This window comes from Jeotgalibacillus sp. JSM ZJ347 (genome assembly GCF_044383825.1).
Lineage (GTDB): Bacteria > Bacillota > Bacilli > Bacillales > Jeotgalibacillaceae > Jeotgalibacillus.
The window spans coordinates 71,462-93,625 of record NZ_JBISEN010000004.1 but is presented as its reverse complement, the minus strand read 5'-3'; the positions used below and the strand labels follow the sequence as shown (position 1 = coordinate 93,625).

The 22,164-nt window shown below is 43.3% G+C and carries 24 protein-coding genes and 1 riboswitch; of the genes, 6 read left to right on the top strand and 18 right to left on the bottom strand.

What is annotated here, in order from left to right:
- Positions 1-22: 22 nt before the first annotated feature.
- From ACH6CZ_RS13030 to ACH6CZ_RS12980, 11 genes are all read right to left on the bottom strand, one after another.
- Complete coding sequence (locus tag ACH6CZ_RS13030; protein ID WP_374097902.1) at positions 23-742, bottom strand: hypothetical protein; 720 nt, start codon at positions 740-742, stop codon at positions 23-25.
- Positions 739-1,479, bottom strand: a complete 741-nt coding sequence (locus ACH6CZ_RS13025) for a hypothetical protein (RefSeq protein WP_374097901.1) — start codon at positions 1,477-1,479, stop codon at positions 739-741. The genes ACH6CZ_RS13030 and ACH6CZ_RS13025 overlap by 4 nt, the downstream gene beginning before the upstream one ends.
- Positions 1,451-2,356: an ATP-binding cassette domain-containing protein gene (locus ACH6CZ_RS13020; RefSeq protein ID WP_374097900.1), complete on the bottom strand. Its 906-nt coding sequence runs from the start codon at positions 2,354-2,356 to the stop codon at positions 1,451-1,453. Before ACH6CZ_RS13020 ends, ACH6CZ_RS13025 begins: the two co-directional genes overlap by 29 nt.
- The gene (locus ACH6CZ_RS13015; protein ID WP_322422325.1) at positions 2,353-2,739 is read right to left on the bottom strand and encodes a GntR family transcriptional regulator; all 387 of its coding nucleotides are present in this window, start codon (positions 2,737-2,739) and stop codon (positions 2,353-2,355) included. The genes ACH6CZ_RS13020 and ACH6CZ_RS13015 overlap by 4 nt, the downstream gene beginning before the upstream one ends.
- Positions 2,740-3,038: 299 nt before the next feature.
- Positions 3,039-4,226 (bottom strand): cation:proton antiporter, encoded by a 1,188-nt coding sequence (locus tag ACH6CZ_RS13010; protein WP_374097899.1) that lies wholly within the window; start codon positions 4,224-4,226, stop codon positions 3,039-3,041.
- A gap of 13 nt (positions 4,227-4,239) precedes the next feature.
- Entirely contained in the window at positions 4,240-5,037 is a 798-nt protein-coding gene (locus ACH6CZ_RS13005) for an SDR family NAD(P)-dependent oxidoreductase (protein ID WP_374097898.1), read from the bottom strand.
- A 95-nt stretch (positions 5,038-5,132) separates the two neighbouring features.
- On the bottom strand, positions 5,133-6,302 hold the full coding sequence (metC, locus tag ACH6CZ_RS13000) for a cystathionine beta-lyase (RefSeq protein ID WP_374097897.1): 1,170 nt from the start codon (positions 6,300-6,302) through the stop codon (positions 5,133-5,135).
- The gene (locus ACH6CZ_RS12995; protein ID WP_374098005.1) at positions 6,299-7,414 is read right to left on the bottom strand and encodes a methionine biosynthesis PLP-dependent protein; all 1,116 of its coding nucleotides are present in this window, start codon (positions 7,412-7,414) and stop codon (positions 6,299-6,301) included. Before ACH6CZ_RS12995 ends, metC begins: the two co-directional genes overlap by 4 nt.
- Positions 7,415-7,491: 77 nt before the next feature.
- Positions 7,492-7,589: riboswitch (SAM riboswitch) on the bottom strand.
- 426 nt (positions 7,590-8,015) lie between these two features.
- A complete protein-coding gene (locus ACH6CZ_RS12990; RefSeq protein WP_374097896.1) occupies positions 8,016-8,720 on the bottom strand; it encodes a type 1 glutamine amidotransferase in 705 nt (234 codons plus the stop codon).
- Positions 8,721-8,751: 31 nt separating this feature from the next.
- A complete protein-coding gene (locus tag ACH6CZ_RS12985; protein ID WP_374097895.1) occupies positions 8,752-9,741 on the bottom strand; it encodes a DUF4003 family protein in 990 nt (329 codons plus the stop codon).
- A gap of 40 nt (positions 9,742-9,781) precedes the next feature.
- Positions 9,782-10,414 (bottom strand): FusB/FusC family EF-G-binding protein, encoded by a 633-nt coding sequence (locus ACH6CZ_RS12980; protein WP_374097894.1) that lies wholly within the window; start codon positions 10,412-10,414, stop codon positions 9,782-9,784.
- A 194-nt stretch (positions 10,415-10,608) separates the two neighbouring features.
- Between ACH6CZ_RS12980 and ACH6CZ_RS12975 the strand changes: the two genes are divergently transcribed.
- From ACH6CZ_RS12975 to ACH6CZ_RS12965, 3 genes are all read left to right on the top strand, one after another.
- The gene (locus ACH6CZ_RS12975; RefSeq protein ID WP_374097893.1) at positions 10,609-11,592 is read left to right on the top strand and encodes a Gfo/Idh/MocA family protein; all 984 of its coding nucleotides are present in this window, start codon (positions 10,609-10,611) and stop codon (positions 11,590-11,592) included.
- A 454-nt stretch (positions 11,593-12,046) separates the two neighbouring features.
- Complete coding sequence (locus ACH6CZ_RS12970) at positions 12,047-12,886, top strand: transporter substrate-binding domain-containing protein (RefSeq protein ID WP_374098004.1); 840 nt, start codon at positions 12,047-12,049, stop codon at positions 12,884-12,886.
- A gap of 25 nt (positions 12,887-12,911) precedes the next feature.
- A complete protein-coding gene (locus ACH6CZ_RS12965; protein WP_374097892.1) occupies positions 12,912-13,589 on the top strand; it encodes an amino acid ABC transporter permease in 678 nt (225 codons plus the stop codon).
- Between the two features lie 40 nt (positions 13,590-13,629).
- Here ACH6CZ_RS12965 and ACH6CZ_RS12960 read toward each other — a convergent pair whose 3' ends face one another.
- From ACH6CZ_RS12960 to ACH6CZ_RS12930, 7 genes are all read right to left on the bottom strand, one after another.
- Complete coding sequence (locus tag ACH6CZ_RS12960) at positions 13,630-14,628, bottom strand: sodium:calcium antiporter (RefSeq protein WP_374097891.1); 999 nt, start codon at positions 14,626-14,628, stop codon at positions 13,630-13,632.
- A gap of 226 nt (positions 14,629-14,854) precedes the next feature.
- Positions 14,855-15,298: a hypothetical protein gene (locus ACH6CZ_RS12955; protein ID WP_374097890.1), complete on the bottom strand. Its 444-nt coding sequence runs from the start codon at positions 15,296-15,298 to the stop codon at positions 14,855-14,857.
- Entirely contained in the window at positions 15,295-15,951 is a 657-nt protein-coding gene (locus tag ACH6CZ_RS12950; protein WP_374097889.1) for a uracil-DNA glycosylase, read from the bottom strand. Before ACH6CZ_RS12950 ends, ACH6CZ_RS12955 begins: the two co-directional genes overlap by 4 nt.
- A gap of 259 nt (positions 15,952-16,210) precedes the next feature.
- Positions 16,211-17,146 (bottom strand): manganese-dependent inorganic pyrophosphatase, encoded by a 936-nt coding sequence (locus ACH6CZ_RS12945; protein ID WP_374097888.1) that lies wholly within the window; start codon positions 17,144-17,146, stop codon positions 16,211-16,213.
- A gap of 163 nt (positions 17,147-17,309) precedes the next feature.
- The gene (locus ACH6CZ_RS12940) at positions 17,310-17,690 is read right to left on the bottom strand and encodes a hypothetical protein (RefSeq protein ID WP_374097887.1); all 381 of its coding nucleotides are present in this window, start codon (positions 17,688-17,690) and stop codon (positions 17,310-17,312) included.
- Positions 17,691-18,082: 392 nt separating this feature from the next.
- A complete protein-coding gene (locus ACH6CZ_RS12935; RefSeq protein ID WP_374097886.1) occupies positions 18,083-19,114 on the bottom strand; it encodes a lactonase family protein in 1,032 nt (343 codons plus the stop codon).
- A 59-nt stretch (positions 19,115-19,173) separates the two neighbouring features.
- Positions 19,174-20,100 carry an AEC family transporter gene (locus ACH6CZ_RS12930; RefSeq protein WP_374097885.1) on the bottom strand — a complete coding sequence of 309 codons (927 nt, stop codon included), beginning with the start codon at positions 20,098-20,100 and terminating at the stop codon, positions 19,174-19,176.
- A 149-nt stretch (positions 20,101-20,249) separates the two neighbouring features.
- On the opposite strand from ACH6CZ_RS12930, the gene ACH6CZ_RS12925 reads away from it, so the two are divergent.
- Genes ACH6CZ_RS12925 through ACH6CZ_RS12915 form a run of 3 tightly spaced genes read left to right on the top strand, consistent with a single transcriptional unit; the run spans position 20,250 to position 22,129 of the window.
- Positions 20,250-20,729 (top strand): RIP metalloprotease, encoded by a 480-nt coding sequence (locus ACH6CZ_RS12925; protein ID WP_374097884.1) that lies wholly within the window; start codon positions 20,250-20,252, stop codon positions 20,727-20,729.
- Between the two features lie 30 nt (positions 20,730-20,759).
- Positions 20,760-21,593, top strand: coding sequence for an endonuclease VIII (gene nei / locus ACH6CZ_RS12920; RefSeq protein ID WP_374097883.1), 834 nt, complete (start codon positions 20,760-20,762; stop codon positions 21,591-21,593).
- Positions 21,590-22,129, top strand: coding sequence for a M15 family metallopeptidase (locus tag ACH6CZ_RS12915; protein ID WP_374097882.1), 540 nt, complete (start codon positions 21,590-21,592; stop codon positions 22,127-22,129). The genes nei and ACH6CZ_RS12915 overlap by 4 nt, the downstream gene beginning before the upstream one ends.
- Positions 22,130-22,164: the final 35 nt, after the last annotated feature.

Below are 22,164 nucleotides of genomic sequence, written 5' to 3'. Positions count from 1 at the left end.
AACCTTTTTCTGAATATTTATTTTATTGTGCTCGAAACTGCTGCACTTCTCCTATGATGGTTACGTCTTCAGGCACGTAAAGGTGAACAACCTGAACGCCGTAAGAATAGCCGAACCCTCCATAACGATTCCTTTGTTCGTCATTAAAAAACTGTTCTGTAACGAATGAAGGATTAAATTGGATATAGTGCAAATCATTTTGACCGTATACATTACTAATTGAAACCATGTTACTTTTTATGGTTACGTCAGGACGTACCACTTCATCTGTGATATCTACGCCATTCAAAGTAAACGGTGTTTTATAAACATCCATTAGAATCTGATCATCAAGCGCGCCATCCACTGTCACGATAATTTCCGGGTCTCCACGCTCTGAAAGGTTGTCTGGCATTACCAGAGTCAATTTTGAATACTCAAATTCTTTTTGCTCTATGAGGTATGCCGGATCAATTTCATCAAACCTGTTCTGAGTTGCTTTTTCATGAATCGACCATCCCTCATCTTGTGAAACCCGCTGCGGATCAGAGACTTGAGACACTTCTTCCCCCGATACCGGCAATACATAATATGCAGCCATTGATAAGATCAGTACAGCAGTATACCCAATGAAAATTTCCCGCACCATTTTTCTGCGCGGCTTTTTAGGTTTCACAGCAATCTTTTTGTTTCTCAAGATAAGAAATGAAAATGCAATCAGCAGCATTAACGCAATCGGCAGAATCTGTAATAGCACCATCATACTTCCCTCACCTCTTTTCTATTCATGACCAGGATGCTCGCAGCATATAACAGGAGCGCGGTGATGATTGTTTTCGTCATAAATAAGATGATTGACGATTCCTGTGCATAAAAATAATAACCAAATTCAAAGATAAATAATGACCTTACCATGGTGGGTCCAAACAGAACGAGAGGAATAATGGCAATAAAAAACTTACTGAACTGAATCAGTACCCCGAAAAAATACCCGACAGCGGATGCAATCAGCAGGTAGCCGAACATCGCTGAAAAAGTCAGCAGTAATTCACCTGGAGCACCGACTGTCGCTAGCCCAGGGTAAAACTCGTCATTCCTGAACAAAAAAATCGACAGATAAATGACATAATTACTCAGAATCGTAAAAAGTGATGCTGTCAAGACCGTAACAAGCAGCAAAATACCATTTGACACCTGGCTGATCAATCTCGTTGTCACATATGAAAAATCTTCATAGCGGTAACTCTTCGATGTGATCAGTGCAGATGCAACTAACATCCAAAAAACAGTAAAGAAAAAGACGATGTCATTAGAGAATGTGGAAACGCTTAATGAGAATATATCATCTGAGGTGCCCATTCCCCCGGACCCCAGCGCAGAGAAAAAGATTGCAATTAACTGAATCACAACCAGACTTCTCCATAAATCCGCCATTGCATAGCATTTGTAGATGACCTGCTGACGGATGATATTACCCGTGCTGACTGTTGCTAAAGACATCATCAATTCCCCCTATGTTTCTTCTCGTCAGGTACACACATAGATCACTCGCAGATACAGGTGCGAATCTAAGATCGCGTGCTGCTGCCTTTTCAGTTGCTGTAAAATGATTTTTCACAATCACTGTGGAAAGTCCACCCTTATCTTCGAGCTTCGCAATGACCTCCTGCTGATCGGACCAGTTTTTAACCTGTACAGCAGGCCCTGAAACCGCCATCGCATATTCTTTCACTTCTTCAATCGGCAGGTGCAAAATGGAACGTCCCCCATCAATCAGCAGCAGATCCTCTATCAGTTCATCGATTTCATCAAGGTGATGACTTGAGATAAGAATTGTGCGCGGATGTGCCAGGTAATCCTTCAGCAGTGCCCGGTAGAAATCTTTTCTGACTGATGCATCCATCCCCGTTGTCGGTTCATCAAACATCGTAAGCGGACACCTTGCAGCAAGCCCCAGAATGCCGTAGAACGTATTTTTCTGACCCTTTGACAAATAATCCGTACCAACCTTCATCGGAATGCTGAAATAATCAGCAAGACGCTGCGCAAGCACTGCATCCCAATTCGGGTAAAAGCGGCTGTGATGGTGAAGAATATCCTTCGTTGTCAGTGCATTGGAGAACATCGTATATTCATCGAGATACATACTGTTAGCTGAAACCTTCAGACTGTTAAAAGGCTGTTCATCAAATACGCTGATATCTCCACCGGTCTTCTTTAAATACCCGGCAATGGTTTTCATCAAAGTCGTTTTCCCGGACCCATTCCGGCCGACAATACCGGTAATTGTATTTTCCTGAATTGTAAAATGCGCGTCTTTTACACCTGCTCCGTTTTTAAACCTCTTCTCCAGATGACTGCATTCAATAACGGTCATGATGTTTCTCCTTTCCGGCGACTTTGCTCCAGCTGAATCATGTGAATCAAATCGGTTTCTTTCACGTTCAGATGCTCTGCTTCCGCTACTACATCCGAAACAAGCGCTGCCAGCGTCTCGTTAATTCTCCTGTGGCGGATCTGCTCAGCCGCCTCTTCTGTCACAAACATCCCAAGTCCCCTTTTCTTATATAAAATCCCTGCATCTGCAAGTATCGTCAGCCCCTTTGCCGCTGTCGCCGGATTAATATTGAACTGATCCGCCAGCTGGTACTGTGAAAACATTTTTTCATGTGCTTTAAATCGTTCATGTAAAATTTCTGTTTCAAGCCATTCTGCAATCTGTATGTAAATCGGTTTCGTACTGTCTGCATTCAGCATCAGCTCAGTCACCTCCTTTATCTGATATAGTGCATTACTGTTGTAATGTACTATATAGTATTTTCTAATCTTTGGCAATAGGTGTTGGGGAAATTTTTGATGGGGGAGGTGGGTGGGCGGCGTTCGTAGAAAGATGAGGCGTGTTCGTAGAAAACAGGGGCATGTTCATAGATAAGCAGCTCTTGTTCTTAGAATACAAGGGCTGGTTCTTAGAAAAACATCAGTGGTTCTCAGCTTCAGGACTAAAGTCTCATCCTTTCCACAATAAAAAACTGCACATTTTCTGTGCAGTTTTCAACACGCTATGATTTTAACAGCTCCGCTAGTGGATGAACCCCTATACTCTGTATAAATAAAGATAGCAGTACAGCAATAAATGAAACAGTCATTACGGTCCCCGTTCCTTCTGTACCTGATGCCTCAAGCAATAACAGCAGCACGACTGACATTGTTCCTTTTACACCGCCGAATGAGATCAGCAGCGACTCTTTCCAGGAAAGCGTCTTTCTGATTGGTGGCACGCTCTGAACTGTCAGGACAACAATCAGCGTTCTGATGATAAGTGACAAAACAAATACCAGCGCAGCCAAGCCGAACCACTCCCATTTCAAATAGTCGACAGCTGTAAAGCCGATCAGTAAAAAGACCAGCGATAGAAGGGTAGGCTCGACTACATCCCAGAAGTGATCGAGTGATTCTCTGTAGTGATCCTCTCTATTAATCCGGTCAAACTCCCAGGATAGCATCAGTCCTGCTGCAACTGTTGCGAGCACGCCTGAAATACCAAATGACTCTGCCAGTAAAAACAATCCGTAAGCCATTACGATACTCAGCATCACCTGGTACTCCTGATGATGTGTAAAATGTACCGCCCGACTGACGAGCCAGCCGAATACAATTCCAATCATTGCGCCGCCAATCGCAACGTACAGGAACTCTCCCATAAATGAGAAAAACGAAAAGCTTTCGTGCCCCTGATGAATTGACAGAAGCGTAGCGAAAATCACATAACTTGTACCGTCATTGATCAGCGATTCTCCTTCGACAATGTCACCCACTTTTTCATTATCGAGAGATTTATGTAAAATCGATGTGACCGAAACCGGGTCAGTAGGTGTGAGAACAGCCGCTATCAGCAATGCTTCTGTGAAATCAAGCGGAACAAATAACCCTGCGATCAAATAAACGGCACCGCCAAGCCCAAGCACCGTCAGGATCAGGCCGAGCGTACTCAAGATTGAGATGGCCCAACTGTTTGCCTTCAGGGCACCCACCGAGAACTTGTATGCTGAAATAAATAACAGCGCCGGCAATATGATTTCATAAAGTGCTTTTTCCGACAATTGAATGCCGTTAAAAAACGGAATAAAGTAGAGCAGGATTCCGATTACCACCAAAACAGGCGGTCTAGGAAATACCTGCGTCCGCTTATCAATTGTGAAAACGATATAGCCGATCAACAACAGCGCAACAATCTGAACCGGCTCCATCTCCTGCACCTCCTTATCTCATGACGGCACCGCCTGAGATTTTAACTGATTCACCAATGATATTTTCAGCAGCATCAGACAATAAAAATAAAATGGTTCTTGCGACTTCTTCAGGCTGTGTAATGCGTCCTGAAGGCAGGCCTTCTTCAACGATTTTCAGCTGTTCTTCAAATGAACGTCCCGCGCGCTCTCCTTTTTTACTGATCGCATTACGTCCCATTTCTGTATCAACAAAACCCGGACAGACTGCATTGACTCTGACTCCGTACTCTGCTGCTTCGTGTGCAAATGCCTGTGTAAAAGCAATAACAGCGAATTTAGAGGCAGCATATGCTGTATTTCCATGCGTAGCTCTCAGACCGGACAGTGAGGATACATTAACGACTGCTCCCGCTTGCGCCTCTTTCATACCGGGGTAGACAAGCTGGGTGAGTGATACGGTTGAAAAATAGTTCAGCTCCATTACCTTCCGCATATCTTCCTCAGACAGCTCTTCAACTGTATCTCCTCCTGAAACGCCGGCTGAATTCACGAGTCCGGTTACAGGCCCTGCATGCTCCTGTGCTTTTTGAATCAGTTCCTCCCTGTCTTCAAACTCGTTCAGATCTGCTGAAACGACCAGCAGTTTTGCATCAACACCAGCTTCTCTACATGCCGCTTTCAGGTCATTCAGTTTATCTTCATTACGCCCGGCAGCTGTGACAGAAGCGCCTGTTTTAAGTGCTTCCAGAACAGTGTGCCAGCCGATCCCACCGGTTGCACCTGTCACTATAATGTGGTGATCTTTCAAACCATCATGTGCAAATATCATTGGTCATCCTCCTAAAAAGTATTTAGAAGTCTTTACCACTGATTTTTAATAGCAAACAAAAACTGCACCCTGATTAAAGGATGCAGTTAAATTTTTCAAACCTGCAGCGTCTGATACGCGCCGACTTTATCAAGCGCCTGGCGCAAATCTGTAATCAGGTCTTCAGTGTCTTCAAGACCGACTGACAGGCGCAGGAGTCCTGATGTGATACCGCGTAATTCACGTTCTGACGGCGGCATTGCAGCGTGGCTCATGGTTGCGGGGTAGGACAGGATTGATTCTACAGCGCCAAGACTGACTGCGAACACTGGAATTTTCATTGCTTCAACTAGAACCCCTGCACTCTTTTTATCAGGCAGCCTGAATGAAAGCACAGCTCCTGCGCCAGTCGACTGTCTCTGGTGAATGTGGTAGCCTGCATGAAATGAAAATCCAGGGTAATACACTTCGTCAATCAACGGGTGGTGATGAAGAAATTGTGCAATCTTTCTTGCAGAATCAGATGACTGCTTCAGTCTGACGCTGAGCGTTTTTAAGCCGCGCAATAGTAACCAGCTGTCCTGTACACCAAGAATAGAGCCGAATGAATTCTGGATAAACTTCAGCTGTGCAGCAATCTCTTCATCTTTTACAGCGGCAAGACCTGCAACAACATCGCTGTGGCCGGAGAGAAACTTGGTTGCACTGTGCAGTACGACATCTGCTCCGAGATCAAGCGGCTTTTGATAAAGCGGAGTCATGAACGTATTATCCACAAATGTCAGACAGCCGTGTGCTTTTGCCACTTTTGCCACGCCTTCAATATCAGTAATATTGAGCGTTGGGTTGGATGGCGTCTCCACGTAGATCACTTTTGTATTCGGCTGGACATTACGCGCCGTTTCATTAAGGTCTGTCATATCGATAAATGAATGATCAATATTAAAGCGCGTGAGCACCTCTGTAATCATCCGGTACGTCCCGCCGTATACATCCTTTGAAACAAGTACGTGATCTCCTGCTGACAGCAGCATGAAGGCTGAAGAAATCGCAGCCATTCCTGATGCGAAAGCAAAGCCTGAGTGACCATTTTCAAGGTCCGCAATGGTTTCTTCAAGTGCTTCACGCGTCGGGTTCCCTGAACGGCTATAATCGTAAGGACCGAACTCATCAATTGACTGCTGATGATAAGTGGATGAATAGTGTAAGGGTACATTCACAGCCCCTGTCTGCTTATCAATATATGACGGTTGATGCAGTAATTTCGTATCAAAATGATGTGTCATAAGTGATGTCCTCCTCTTCCGGCTGCTTCAAGCGCCTGTTTCAGATCAGTGATTAAATCCTCCGGCTGTTCGATACCAACAGAAAAACGTAATAACCTGCTGCAGATACCTTTTGCTTCACGTTCCGCTTCTGGAATATCAGCATGCGTCTGAGTGGCAGGATAGGTGATAAAACTTTCCACGCCCCCAAGACTTTCAGCAAATGAAATGACATTGATCGATCTTAGAAATGGATCAATCCACTCTGACTGTTCGAGCCTGAATGAAACCATCCCCCCGATACCGGGATAGATGACCTCTGCAACCTGTGGCTGCGTTTCAAGAAATGCTGCAACTGAAGCCGCATTCGTTTGATGACGGTCCATTCTGAGCGCAAGGGTCTTCATGCCGCGGATTAATAACCATGAATCCATTGGAGAAAGAACCGCTCCTGCCCCGTTATGGAGTGCAAAAAGCTTTTCACAAATCTGTTCACCTTTTGCTGCAACAAGACCTGCGAGCACATCGTTATGACCGCCAAGATATTTTGTTGCGCTGTGAATGACAATATCTGCGCCAAGCTCAATCGGCCGCTGCAGATAAGGCGTTAAAAACGTATTATCAACAATTAGATGGATACCCTTGTTATATGCGAAATCAGCGACCTGTCTAATGTCCGTTATTTTCATCAGCGGGTTCGTCGGCGTCTCGACAAAGACTGCCTTTACCCGCTTCGTACAGGCCTGCTGCAGTGCTTCTGCGTTGTTTGTATTAACATAAAGAAAATCTATGCCATAATGCTCGCTGTAATGATTAAACAGACGGTATGTGCCGCCGTACAAATCATGAGAGGCTAAAATCACATCCCCCGGTTTGTATAGCGAGAGTACCAATTGGACCGCTGCCATTCCAGAGCTTGTGGCAAATCCCTGATCTGCTCCCTCAAGCACCGCAATCCCTTCTTCCAGAATCGTTCTTGTCGGGTTTTTTGTTCTTGTATAGTCATAGCCCGTGGATCGTTCCAGTCCTTCGTGGCGGTAGGCTGTTGATAAATAGATTGGCGGATTGACAGTTCCGGTTGCATCTTCACTTCTGTTCCCAAGCTGGGCAAGGATTGTTTCAATTGACGTCATCATAAAGCAACTCCTTCAAATCGTTCTGTATATACAGGAAAAGACCTTCTGATAAGAGAAGGTCTTTGTGAGCGTTCCTCTTATCTTCAGGCTGATCGCCTGCTGGAATTAGCACCGTGCACTGCCGGTTGCTGAGGTTTCAAAGGGCCAGTCCCTCCACCTCTCTAGATAAGTTATTAAATTGTCTGAAAATAATAGTTGTTGTATAGACTACATCATATTATGAGAATGTGCAAGATTTTTCACAAAAAATGTCTCTGTTGAATTTGGCTTGTGATTGTAGCTCCCGGGGTACGCTTTCCGCAGTTCTCACCTCTCGCGCTTCTCCTGCTGGAGTCGCCCCCCTTACGCTACACTCACCAGCTGTGTTATACAACATTGGTCTTCAACATTTTAATAAAGCTGAAAAATAAAACCGCACGCTGGTGTCAGGCAGCGTGCGGTTAAGGGAGGGGGCGTCGCTTTCTTGGGTGCCTTCAGTATAAAAAGCCGGTGCGAAACGACTGTTTACAGGCATATATAGTAAGTGCGACGTTTTATTTTTTAATTGAGAATGAATCTCATTATTATTGTATACACAATTCAAAACTTTGTCCAGTGTTTAATCAATCTTTTTTTCGCCATGTACATTTAAAAACTTTTCAATGATCGGCTGAAAGCGATTGTGACTTTGTTCTACATACCCCGGATCAGCTCTCGGTCCTTCCATGTCCACTGTTTTATCACGCTTCTCAATCTCCTGATCATCGTGATCAATCAGATTCTGAATGCCTTCAACTGTCATCTCGGGATGAAATTGAAATGCCAGTATATGATCAGTATAGAATCCCTGTACCGGCGTTAACTCGGATTTCCCGATTGGCTTCGTTCCTTTCGGCAGATCATAAATATCACTGTGCCAGTGGAACATCGGGATGCTAAGCTGATCAACGTCAAAATCTTCGAGGAAAGAAGTATGCCAATTCAGTTCCGCCCAGCCCATTTCATATTGTGGCAGGGAGGATACCTCCGTGCCGAGAATATGTGCAATCAATTGAGAACCGAGACAAATACCCATGATTTTTCTCTTCTCATTCATTGCTTTTTCGATATAATCAACTTCCCTTTGCATCCAGTCTGTTTCAGGGAGTTCCTGCACACTCATCGGTCCGCCAAGGATCACCAGAACATCATTATCTTTCATCAGAGGATAATCATCCGGTTTTTTGGCATCGATATAATGGAGCTCGCTCCCCCAGGCTTTCGACCACTCTTCAAGGTATCCCGCATTGTCATACCAGACATGCTGCAGACAAATGAACCTCATGACACATTCCTCTTTCCCTTGACCTCGGTCATTAATTGTTTGATGAGCTTGCCGATGCAGCTGCACCTGCTGAAACCGCCGCAAGAACAGCCGCCTGCTGTGCCTGCAGAATCGATTCAATGGTTGAGGCAAGTCCGACATCAAGTACATTATTTTCTTCTACTTTTTTTTGCAGGACAAACCTTACAGCGGTCATAAAACAAAGGTCCTTATGCCACTTAAAGCTTTTAATTTGAATGAGCTGATCATACGTTGCTTTCACTTCATGAAGAAGGGCCGAAGGTGTCCCCGCAAGCGCCAGTACCCCGACAATCGGAAGATGATTGCCGCGCAGTTTGATTTTATTTGTCTTCAGATCGTCCAGCCATGTAACCGTATTTTGTACGAGCAGCTGTCTATTATCCTGACGCCCGTATGTAAGGATTTGAGATAAAAACTGGCGGTTGTTTCCTTTTGCCAAAACGATATGAAGCTGATCATAATAGTAAGCCATATCATCAAGCAGCTCTTCCTCTTCTCCTTCTTCTTCCGCAAGCAGGACAGATAGCGGGTAATCTTCATGTGAGGTTAAAAAGAAATGCTGTTTCTTCATACCGCTGTACATGCTTTTTGCACGTTTTACGTGGTCATCCATTTCTTCTTCTGTACCGGTTTCAAGCGAGACATAGAGCGCGTATGCTGCAATGTAAGCATGCGGACTTCTAGAAAAACCTGAATCGATCAGTTTTTCATAGACCAGCATCATCTCTTCAAAAGACTTTTTTGGATTGTCAAAATTTGAAACCAGCAGACCCGTCAGCATCAGGCGTAAGTCTGCTGACTGAATATAGGCAAACTGACTGGATTCCCGTTTAATGTTTTCATTTAGAGAAATCAGCTTGTTCAAATCAAACGGTTTTTCTGCTGTCACAAGCTGCCCGGCCAGCATCATCAGCGATGTACTGCTTACACGCCAGCGGTATTTTTTTCTGAGTTGTTCATAAATTGAGAGATATTGTTGTATGTTCTCGTTTACGTCCATTTGAATCACCCTTTTGACTTATTGTAGATCTAACCGTGCATTAAACCTGCCCAAGGAATGCTTCGAGCTGAGATGAGTCCTGAATTGACTGGTTGCATTCTTTGCTGTCATAACAGATATACTGCCCGTAGGATTTCAGCCCTTCTGACTCCCGCGGTTTATTCTGGATGCTCGTAAGTGCCACATCACCATATCGGTTACACAAACTGCATATCCCTTTTCTTGCTGAGATGACATATCTGCCCTGAACACCTTTTAACTCACCATTTTTCATATAAACGAAATATTGTTTACTCTGCCCGATATCCTTCCACCCCAGGTAAGTCAGCGCTCTGAAATCCACCGATTCAAGATCAGGGATATGAAGCTTTTTCACCTTTGGGAAAAGCCCGCGTAAATCCGCCGGGGTAACCTCAGGGAAAGATTTTCTGTAAGGCGTCAGATCCATCAGGAATTTTGTGCGTTCCTCTTCTGTTTCAAGCGCTGCAACGCCTGAGATCAGCTGCTCCTGATCTGGTGTTAACTGCTCAAATGAGTCATGCACTTTTGCCTCCGCTGCTTCTTTCACTGCCGTTTTCACACCTTCATCCGAGGTCACGTTCGCCTGTCTCTGCATACCGATAATTTGAGATTTTATCACATTAAATTGTTCATTAGAGATAAACTGCTCCATATAAAAAAGCCCCTTTACTTCATTTGAACTGATACCTTTATATACTGCATTGATTACTGAATAGTTTCACGAATCCTGCACTTCTTTATGCATATACCCCATTTTGAACATTTTGACGCATTCTTTGCGTACTGGCGCATTTCATTCGTTATCTGTACACTGATAACAAATGAATTGTAAAGGATGGATTGTAAATGAGATTTGGCGTAGTAGGAACAAATTGGATTACTGATACTTTTATAGAGGCCGCACATGCAGCAGATGACGCGAGCATAACGGCTGTATGTTCACGAAAAGAAGAAACGGCGCGATCATATGCAGAAAAGCATCAGCTGACTTATACATATACTTCACTTGATGAAATGTGTGAAAGTGGAGAGATTGATGCAGTGTACCTCGCCACACCAAATGCAGTGCACCATGAACAGGTATTAATCTGTCTTGAAAAAGGGATTCCTGTGCTTTGTGAGAAGCCGCTGACAGCAACAAAAGCGCTGGCCGAAAAAATGATTGAAGCGTCTAACACGCATCAGGTCCTGCTGATGGAAGCGATGAAATCCTCAGCTATGCCGAACTTCCAGCGTGTGAAAGAACTGCTGCCTGAGATCGGACCCATCAGACAAGTACGTTTTCAATATGGGCAATATTCCTCCCGCTATGACAAATTTAAAGCCGGTGAAATCTTAAATGCCTTTAAACCTGATCTGGCAAATGGTTCTCTGATGGACCTTGGCGTCTATACGCTTTACCCGATCGTTTCACTGTTTGGTACACCTGATGCTGTTCAATCAGACAGCACGGTACTTCATACAGGTGTGGACGGCCAGGGCGCAGTGCTGTTGTCATACGAAGGCATGAATGCGACAGCAAGCTATTCAAAAATTGCTGACAGTTACCTTCCGAGTGAAATTGCAGGTGAAAAAGGTGCCATTCATATTGATCACATCAGTTCCCCGGGTAAGGTGACACTCATCACAAGAGATGGCGCAGAGGACCATTCCGTGGAACAGTCAAAGCCACCAATGTCTTATGAAATTGAAGAGTTTATCAAAACAGCTAATGCCGGTGAGATTGAATCACGCATCAATACACACGAGATCTCATTGAAAACAGTTGAATTAATGGAACAGATCAGAAAGCAGCAGGGCATCGTTTATCCGATTGATAGTGAATCATAAAGTTTGGGTGATTAAGGAGCAATGAGCGGAGACGTTCATTGCTTTTTCAGATTGCGCCGGAGACGGGGGAGGAGGTTTTTGGATTCTACCGTTGATCGGGTTTATTCGACCATCACTGCAGATTATTCGATCACCTATTCTATCTATTTCAATCACCCTTCTAAGAGACGGGTATTTATCTTACACCCCTTTTTTCATTCCATCTCCTGTCAGCTTTTTTCTATCACCTATCCGGGAATTCCGCCGCTTTTTCAAATCAGCTCATGCCGCCCAGTCATGCAATGATCCCGTAACAATATCAACAATCTTTCCCACCTTCATACTCCGCCATTCCATATACCCCCGGCGTGTAAGCGTTATCCGAATATTCCCTGCCGATTTAACCCTTGTGTCATATTTGTTAAAATGCTATGTTTTTAAAGGATTAATTTTAAGGAGGATTTTCAAAGTGAATATAAAGAAGTTAAATATCCGTACCGTTTCTGCCGGTCTTTTAGCTGCAGCAGTTCTTGCAGGTTGTGGATCTGATGATTCAGCGTCAGAAGAAACAACTGCGTGGGATGACATTCAAGAGGAAGGCGTGCTGAAGGTTGCTACTTCAGGAACACTTTATCCGACTTCGTTTTACAGCGAAGAAACTGATGAGCTGACTGGCTTTGAAGTTGAGGTTGTAAAAGAGCTTGCAAACCGTCTGGACCTTGAAGTTGAATGGGAAGAAATCGGTTTTGATGGCATGCTGACAGCTGTTAACACAGGTCAGGTTGATTTAGCATCAAACGATATTGAAATCACTGAAGAAAGAGCAGAGAAGTTCGCTTTTTCTACTCCAATTAAGTACTCATATGGTACAGCGATTGTTCGTGAGGACGACCTTTCAGGAATTGAGACATTCGAAGACCTTGAAGGTAAACGCGCGGCTGGTGCTGCGACTTCAGTCTACATGGATCTTGCACGTGAATACGGTGCTGAAGAAGTCATCTACGATAATGCGACAAACGAACAATATCTTCGTGACGTATCTGTTGGAAACACAGACGTAATCTTAAATGATTACTACCTGCAGACACTTGCACTTCAAGCGTTTCCTGACTTAGGTATCACGATTCACCCTGATCTTCAGTACAGCCCTTCTGAAGTCGGACTTGTGATGAGCAACGAAAATGAAGAGCTTGTTGAACAGGTGAACACAACACTTGAAGAAATGCTTGAAGACGGCACAATCGCTGAAATCTCAGGTCAATTCTTCGCTGGTCAGGATGTTACACAAAAACCGGATATTGATTTTGAAGAATAGTCATTAATAGAAAGGAGCGGTCGCTATGGACGGAATCCGCTGGGACTTACTGTTTAACCCCGAACTTGCCTGGGAATCACTTCCCTTCGTCATGTCGGGTATTGGTTACACACTGCTGATTTCTATTGTCAGTATGGCGGCCGGTCTGGTTCTTGGTTTTTTTATTGCGCTTGCCAGAACGTCAAAGTTCAGTATTTTGAGCTGGCCCGCCCGCACATACATTTCATTTATGCGCGGTGTACCGATTCTTGTTATCCTGTTTCTTTTATATTTCGGGATGCCGGTGATTGGCGTACAGGTTCCTGCACTCAATGCAGCATTAATTGCTTTCAGTATTAACAGTGCCGCTTATATCGCTGAGATCATCAGGTCAGCTCTGTCATCTGTTGATAAAGGTCAGTGGGAATCTTCAAAAGCTTTGGGACTTACTTACTGGCAAACCATGTATGGCGTTGTGCTGCCCCAGTCAGTCAGAATTGCCATACCGCCACTTGGCAATGTGTATTTGGATATTATCAAAGCAACTTCTCTCGCAGCCATTATTACGGTACCTGATATTTTTCAACGTGCCAGAATTGTTGGCGGCCGGGAATTTGATTTTATGACGATGTATATTCTCGTTGCACTGATCTATTGGGGCATCTGTTCACTGATGACCGTTTTCCAGAACTATTTAGAGAAAAGATATGAAGAGTACCTATAAAAAGAGCTCGCCGGGCAATCAAGTCCCGGCGAGCTTTTTATTATGATCCGGTAAAAATCAGATAAGATACAACAAAGTATCCAATGACAATTAACAGTGAAGGCAGAATATACGTAAATGTAGAGCTCGCCTTCTTCTTAACAACCGAGAACATGACAATGATCGATAGAATCGTCACACCGATTGCGGTGAAAATATGTGAATCTGAAACGGCTGATAAAATTGATCCGCCGCGGTAGAAAACATCCGAACCTGCAATAATCAGCATGTTGAAGATATTACTTCCGAGAATAGAACCAAGCGCCAGGTTCACATTTTTCAGACGCAGCGCAACAAACACAGCAACCGCTTCCGGCAGTGACGTAGTCGCTGCAATCAGAAAACTTCCGACAAAGCTTGAACCAAGTCCTGTGACCACAGCAATTTCATCACCCATGATCGATAATACTGTACCTGCTCCCATAATCACGAGTGCAGCAATGATAAAGCCGATGACAGCATGCTTCACACTCATTGAAAAACTTGCTGCTACCTCTTTGTCCTCTTCCGGAGCAATCGTTGACTCAACACCTGTATGCTCAGGCATCTTACTGATGATAGTCATACCGATAATATAAGCCCCCGCAATAATAAATGCGTCAAGCCCGATTCCAAGGAAGGTTGTATCAATTTTTAAATAAAGTGCAACGAGCGTCAATACAGTCAGCAGCAGACCAAGGCTTGCTGTATGCAAATGACTGTTACTCGCACCTAAAAATAAACGCTTCTTGCGGAAAAACAAATCAAATCCGGCAAGAATAAATAAGTTAAACAAATTTGAACCAAGCATATTTCCGATTGCGATATCCGGATTATCAATGATGACAGCTGATAAACTTGTTGTCACTTCCGGCAATGATGTCGCACCGGCTAAAAGCAGCGTTCCGACAAGCATGCCGCCCATCGCTGTCTTTGTACTGATGACATCTGCATAAGTTGATAATTTAATTGCTGCGTATACTGTCACAACTGCAGCTAATAAAAACCATACAAAAACCAAAGAGATTCCTCCTCAAATACTGTTAACGAAAAAAGACCCTTTTATGAGTTCTCATTCTGCTGAGCGCTCATAAAAAGGTCTTGCGTACTCTGTCTGTCACAGAGCTCAATGAACCGAGCAGAAAAACTGCCGTAATGACGATTCATTGACCGGTTAAGGTCGCTACTCCCCTTTTTAGGGACTTATTCGTTTCTACTAATATACCATAGCCTGCGATTTTTAAAACCTATTTAGCTAATTCTTTTAACTGACTCCCCAGATAAGAACGGTCTTTCTCATTCTCAAGTTTTTCAGTTAATGCTTTCGCTTTTACAAGTGCCTGTTCAACCTGAACCTCATCACCGAGGAGTTTGTATGCTCTCCCTAACGCTTCATATACAAATACTTCGTCAAATCCTGTCAGCCCATACTGCTGATGAATTCTTTCATTTGATTGAGCATAGATAAGTGACTGCTCTCCATTACCTGCTTTTGCATATGCATGAGCAATCTGCCAGTCTCCACGCGACCAATTCACATAATCACCCGCGATCCCCCAGTGATAACGCGATGTTTGAGCAAGCCTGATCATTTCAAGCGTTTCATCTATGGTTCTATCTTCTTTATCGATCAAATCCCAAGTTTTATTAAAACATTCTACAGCTACTTTCTTATGATCTTCCTGATTCATTTTTTCAGTCCCCGTTCTGCAATCATTTTTTTCAGTTTCTTCAAATCTTCTTTCAGCTTCTCTTCAATACTCCGATTGTAAAAAATAGCCGCGGGATGGAAAGTCGGAAAAATTTCATAGGTTTCTTCCGTCCATTTATATTGTCTGTCATCCGGACTCTCTAAAAACTGAACCGGCTGTTTCAACAGCTGACCATGGACCTGCGTCACCTTTTTATCCTTACCGGCAAGCCTCTGAAGTCCAATATTACCAAGCGTCACAATCAATGGGGCGTTAACATGTTTGACTTCATAATCAAGTATTGGTGCATGGGCTTTCATTTCACCGGCAGTCGGTGCACGATTATATTTCCGGTCAATCATTTCACCACTGCTGCGGTCCTTCTTTTGCCCCCATTTATACGGACGGCTTCTGACGGCACTTGTAATATAGACATCGTCCCTTGTCAGTCCCAGGAATTCAAGCGACTGCATCAGCTCTTTCCCGGCCCTTCCGCTAAATGGGATGCCGTTATGTATTTCAGTTTCACCGGGAGCTTCACCGACCAGCATGAGCACTGGTGTGTCAGGTCCTTCTCCGTAGACAAAGCCCTCTACCGGATAATCCTTTATGCGTTCTTTCCCCTGCTTTGCGAGGGATTCAGGAATTCTCATCAAAAAGCACCTCCATTCTTTTGCATTCCCCAGAGTGCCTTTCACTATAACCAATGCAAATGATGCATGTATAATGACCGCCGATCGTTTTTCCGCAGGAGTCTACGTCCTGCACGAAAAGGACCGGCTAAATTACCAATGATGAATAGATATTTCATATTTATAAGATGAAACTGCTCTACAAGGTTTTGTAAACATATTATACTAATTGAAACGATTATTAAAAACCTGAGACATTTCGTCCCAGGTTATTAAAAAATTATACTTCTTCGTTAAATGTCTCTGTCAGGACGGGAACGATTTGTTTTTTACGTGACACAACACCTTCAAGCAGTGCGGTATGGTTTGAAAAGGTTACGTTAAATGCTTTTTCTGCAAGTGAAACGTGTGAACCTTTCACGATGATTGTAGAGTTGCTGTTGAGAATATCAGTAACTGCTACTATAAATAATGCAAGCTTCTCTTCTTCGATTGCAGTCTCAGTCGCTTTTTCGATTTCTTCCTGACGGTTCAGGATATCCTGTGGATCAACAGCATTGACCTGTGCAATTTTCACATACTGACCGCCCATTTCAAACACTTTTGCATCGAGTGCAATCAGCTCTTCTGCTGTTTTACCGCTTAGATCTGCCCCTGCTTTAAGCATTTCAAGACCATATTCCTCAGCATTTACTCCTGCAATTGATTCAAGTTCTTTTGCTGCCTTTATATCTTCTTCTGTGCAGGTTGGTGATTTGAACAGAAGTGAATCTGAGATGATTGCAGAAAGCATTAAACCGGCAATGTTTTTAGGAATCTCAACACCGTGCTCTTTATAAAGCTTCAGTAAAATTGTAGCTGTACAGCCAACCGGCTCAGCACGGAAGTATACAGGATCACTTGTTTCAAAGTTTGCGATTCTGTGGTGGTCAATGACTTCAATCACTCTTACATCATCAATATCATCGACACTCTGCTGACGTTCATTATGGTCAACAAGAATCACACGGTCAGTTTCTCCTGCCACTTTTTCAATCAGACGGGGTGCTTCTGCATTGAACTGCTCAAGTGCATAAGCCGTTTCCCCATTGATTTCACCAAGACGTACCGCTTCTGCTTCCATCCCGATTTCATTTTTCAAATGCGCATAGGCAATTGCTGCTGTAATTGTATCTGTATCAGGACTTTTATGTCCAAAAACCAATGCTTTTGTCATAAGATAACTCCTTTAATTAAATGATTTTAAACGCCTCTTCTATTCTACCAATTTTACTTTCAGTATTGAAGTATTATTCAGGATCTAACGTGAACCAACGCAAAAAAGAGCGCACTGGCGCCCTTTTCTTCGAGTAGCTAAATGCAATAACAAAAAATAGCTGTTATTTTTTTCTTAGCAGCTCTAGTGTCTTCTCAATATTATTTAGCAGTTCCTGATCAGGTTCCCTTTTTTTTTCTTCTTTTTTAGCAGGGCGATCCATGATACTGAAAGGTTTCTTGGTGTAGGTAGTTGCGCTAAGGTCAGAAATCGTATCCAATATCGCTACATGACTAATTCTCACGTATTTACCTTCTTCATCATACAATTCTTCATTTACACTAATCTGCGCTTTTACTTTTTCACCTGCTGACAGCCCTTTATCAACGGCAGTCGTCCAGATAAATCGGTTATTAGCAGAATCAACGAAATGAACCACGTTAGACAAATGTGACTTAACCCGGGGTTTAACATGCACTACTTTAAGGTCAATTGTAATCCTCATTCTTTTGCAGACCCTCTCTCTCTTCTTCTATATGTATATTTTTTCTACTCAGCCCATTTCATTACCAATAAAATGAAAAGTTCAGAGGACTTTTTCAGTATAATGGATAGACTACCTATTTTGTCAATTAGAAATTTTATCCACATACTCCAAAATTGTCAGGATTCCTTAATCTAATAGGATTTTATTATATATATATTTTTTTTAATTTTTCAATCTTTTCTTCGAGTATCGAATATTTTTCTAAAAATACTTTAATTTTAGACATATATAGAAAGGGATATGATTCATACTTCTTTAAAGGTATGTGAAAATCATGAATTAGATAAATGTTTTACCCATAAGAAAAACTGCAGCTGATCGTTCAACTGCAGTTAATTCTACAAACCGGGTCATGATTTTGATCTGAATTTTACACAGACCGGTTCAGGCACTTCCACTTTAGTTCCTGTACTTGTCAGGCGGCCTGTTTCACGGTCACGCTTGAACAATACAAGCGTATCACTTTCCTGGTTAGCTGCCACAACGAAAGATTCAGAAGGATCCAGTACAAAGTCCCTTGGCCAGTTCCCTTCAGTTTCTACGTATTCAATATGTGTCAGCTCTCCGCTGTTTTCATCTGCTGCGTATACTGCAATGGAGTTGTGCCCACGGTTCCCCGCATATACAAAACGTCCATCAGAAGAAATGTGAATCGCACTTCCCTGACTATTTTCGTTAAAGTCACCAGGGATCGCAGGAATTGACTGCAGCTGTCTGAAAGATCCGTCAGAGCTGTCGTAGGCAAGAACCAGCACTTCATTACTCAGCTCCGTCATCACATAAGCGAGTGGTTTTTCCGGATGAAATGTCAGGTGTCTCGGCCCCGCTCCCGGCTCAGCTTTAAATACTGATGCCTGCTTCAGTTCTCCACTCTGATAGTGATAGCTAATGATTTCATCGGTTCCAAGGTCAACAGCTGTCATATACTTACCATCCGGAGTAAAGCCGCTGAAATGTGCATGAGCTGCGTCCTGTCTTTCATGAGGACCACCGCCTTCATGCTGAATGACTGATAGCTGTTCAGTAACCTTTCCAGTCTCTTTATCACGGCTATATAATGCAATGGTGCCGTCAAGATAAGTAGCTGAAGCTGCATATTTACCATCAGGGCTCACACTGACGTGACAAGGCGACCCGTCTTTTTCATCCACATGAGCTAAAAAGGATAAAGACTCTCCTATTTTATAGGTAGCCATGCCGCCTGATGCAACTGAGTAAAGGTACTCCTGATCTGCATCCATATTGACATAGGTGGGGTTCTTCCCTTCAGCTGCCACCCCTTTAACCGTCAGCTCTTCTTTTTCTGTATCAAGTTCAATTTCGTATACGCCCTTACTGGACTTTTTGGTATATGTACCAATAAAACCTTTATATTTTGTCATCATGATCGCTCCTCTCATAATAGTATCTTTCCTTATTTTCAGGGAGAGAAACCGAAAAATCAAATTAACAGCCACGCGATAAGGGGAATTGTGATCAAACTCAGCAGTGTAGAAGCAAAAATGGTGACTATTGCTGTTTCCTCTTCACTTGTGAATTTTGAAAACAATACCGCTGTAATCATTGCTGTCGGCATCGCGGTCTGCAGTACAATTAATTGCGCTGTCCATCCTGTAAATGAGAACAGAGATAAAACGAACATCACAATAAGCGGAATGACTAGCAGCCTGACCGTAACCGGGAACCAGAGCATCGGGAAAAGCACCTGTCTGCCTCTCTTAACTAATGGCGGCAGCAGCATACCTACATAAAGCATGGCCATAGGTGCTGCAAGTGCTGCAAGCATCTCAACAAACTGAACCATCATACCAGGCGGATTAAAACCACTGAGCGCCACGATGATCCCAACGACAATAGAGAGCACCGGCATATTCAAAACAGCTTTCAGTTGTCTGATATGAAACTTTCCTTCTGCCTGCAGCAGATAAATCACAACTGTATACACAGTCAGGCTCAGACCCGCATCAAAGATTGCTGCAAGAAATCCGCCTGCAGGACCAAAAATTGTTGCAGCAAGCGGAATACCGAGGAATCCAGTGTTACCAAGTGCTCCGAGAATCACCATCTTCTTACCAAACATCGAACGGATTTTCAAAAGTACAGTCAGTAATTTTACAAACATCAGTGCACCCGCATGATAGACAATTGAGATCCCAAAGATTAAACCTGCTTCTGTTAATGCATCACCTGTCAGATCCACACTGAAAACACCATTTAAAATGACAGCGGGAACTGCAATATTTAAAATTAATAATATGAGTACCGATTTCACTTCGCCTGTCACATTGACCCGGAGTGCAAATAATGAACCGGTGGCAATCATCAGACCCATAACAATGATCGTTGATACGACTGTTTGTATGTCCATTCCTTAATCTTCCTTTAACATGTAATTTTTTCAATCGTACGCTACTGCTTTCCTTATGTCCAATTGATTCAACCCATTTAGGTTTAGTGAAGCAAATCGCGGGAAACATGTCTAGACGATACATGAAAAATAATGTTAGAGGTGCTAATATGTTTCAACTCAAAGATATATGGACTTTTTTATGGTCATTTCTCATTGTGTTTCCAACCGTGTCACTCGTTCACCAGCTGGGTCATGCGTTTTTCGCAAGAATTTTTGGAGGTACTTCCAATTTCGCATTAGGAAGAGGCAAGTGTCTGATTAAATTCGGTGGAATCAGTATCCACAGTATTTATTTTCTTGACTCCTTCTGTAAATATACGTCTTTGAAATACAACAACCGCATGACTAATACCCTTGTACATCTTGGAGGCGTCATTTTTAATTTCGGTTCTATATTCCTGATCAACTTATCAATTATGCAGGACATCATTGGACCTGATATATTCTTTTATCAATACTCTTATTTCTCGTTATACTTCGCTGCCTTTTCATTGCTACCAGTCAACTTTGGCAACGGAAAGTATAGTGATGGCTATGCCGCTTACCGAATTATGAGGTACGGGGAAGAATTGCAGCTGGAGAATTAACGAATCAACTTTTAAAAAGGAAGATGCACTATGCCGGAAGGTCCTGAAATCAGACGTGCAGCCGATCAGGTTGAAAAAGCGTTAACGGGCAGAAAAATCATGGAAGTTCACTTTGCTTTTGATCATCTGAAAGATTATGAAGATTTCTTTGCAGGAGCTGATGTATTAAGGGTGGATACAGTCGGGAAAGCAATGCTGATCCGCTTTTCAAATGGCTATACCGTATATAGTCATAATCAGCTGTATGGCAAATGGGTGATCAGAAATGCATACAACTACCCAAAAACAAACAGACAGCTTAGATTTGCTGTGCATAATGAAAAGAAATCAGCGCTGTTATACAGTTCATCAGATATAGAAGTGATGCGTGATGAGGAAGTGCACCTTCATCCGTTTATTCAGCGTGCAGGTCCCGATGTGTTGAACGATTCAGTGACGTCTGCGCAGCTGATTGAACGCATCAATAGTAAAAAATTCAGCGGAAGAAGATGGACAGCCCTTTTACTCGATCAGGGATTTGTCGCAGGGAATGGGAATTATCTGCGCAGCGAAATTTTATTTAAAGCAGGAATCCACCCATCACTCCGTCCGAAAGACTGTACAGAGGAACAAATACAAGCGGCGGCTGAAGCCATTATTCAGCTGTCTGTGCAATCCTACGAGACAGGCGGCATTACCAATGACATTGAGCTTGCAAACCGCCTTAAAGCGGAGGGAAAAAAGCGTCCGCAGTACAGACACTGGGTATTTAACCGCGCAGGGCAGTCGTGCCGGATTGATGGTACCCCGATTGAAAAAATTGTGGCTGCTTCAAGACGACTTTATTTCTGTCCAACCTGCCAAGGGATTGAGGATTTACATTGAAAAAACTGATCATAATATTATTAATTGCAGGGGGCGGCGGATGGCTGATCTTTAAAGAGCTCGAGCACCGCGAGGAATTACGAAACCGCCCTCTGCCCCAGGGATTACATCCCGTCGTAGAAGAAAAAAGAGATGAATTAATTCGAAGGGCTTCTGATGAGGGTATTGAAATTATCATTACAGACGGATTCAGATCTTTCGAGGAACAAGATGCAATCTACGCTCAGGGCAGAACACGTGAAGGTAATGTTGTCTCTAACGCGAAAGGCGGAGAGTCCTTTCATAATTATGGTTTGGCCATTGATTTTGCCCTTCAGACAGAAGATGATGTCATTTGGGATCTTGGGTATGATGGCAATGAAAACGGTGAGTCAGACTGGATGGAAGTTGTGGATATTGCGAAAGACCTCGGCTTTGCATGGGGCGGCGATTTCAGAGGGTTTAAAGATTATCCGCATTTTGAAATGAGGTTCGGATTATCTATTCGTGAGTTGAAACGTGGGGAGCGACCTGGTGGAGGGCCTGTAGTTTATTGAAGGTGTAATGGTGGATTCAGCGTTGCGAGGTGCTG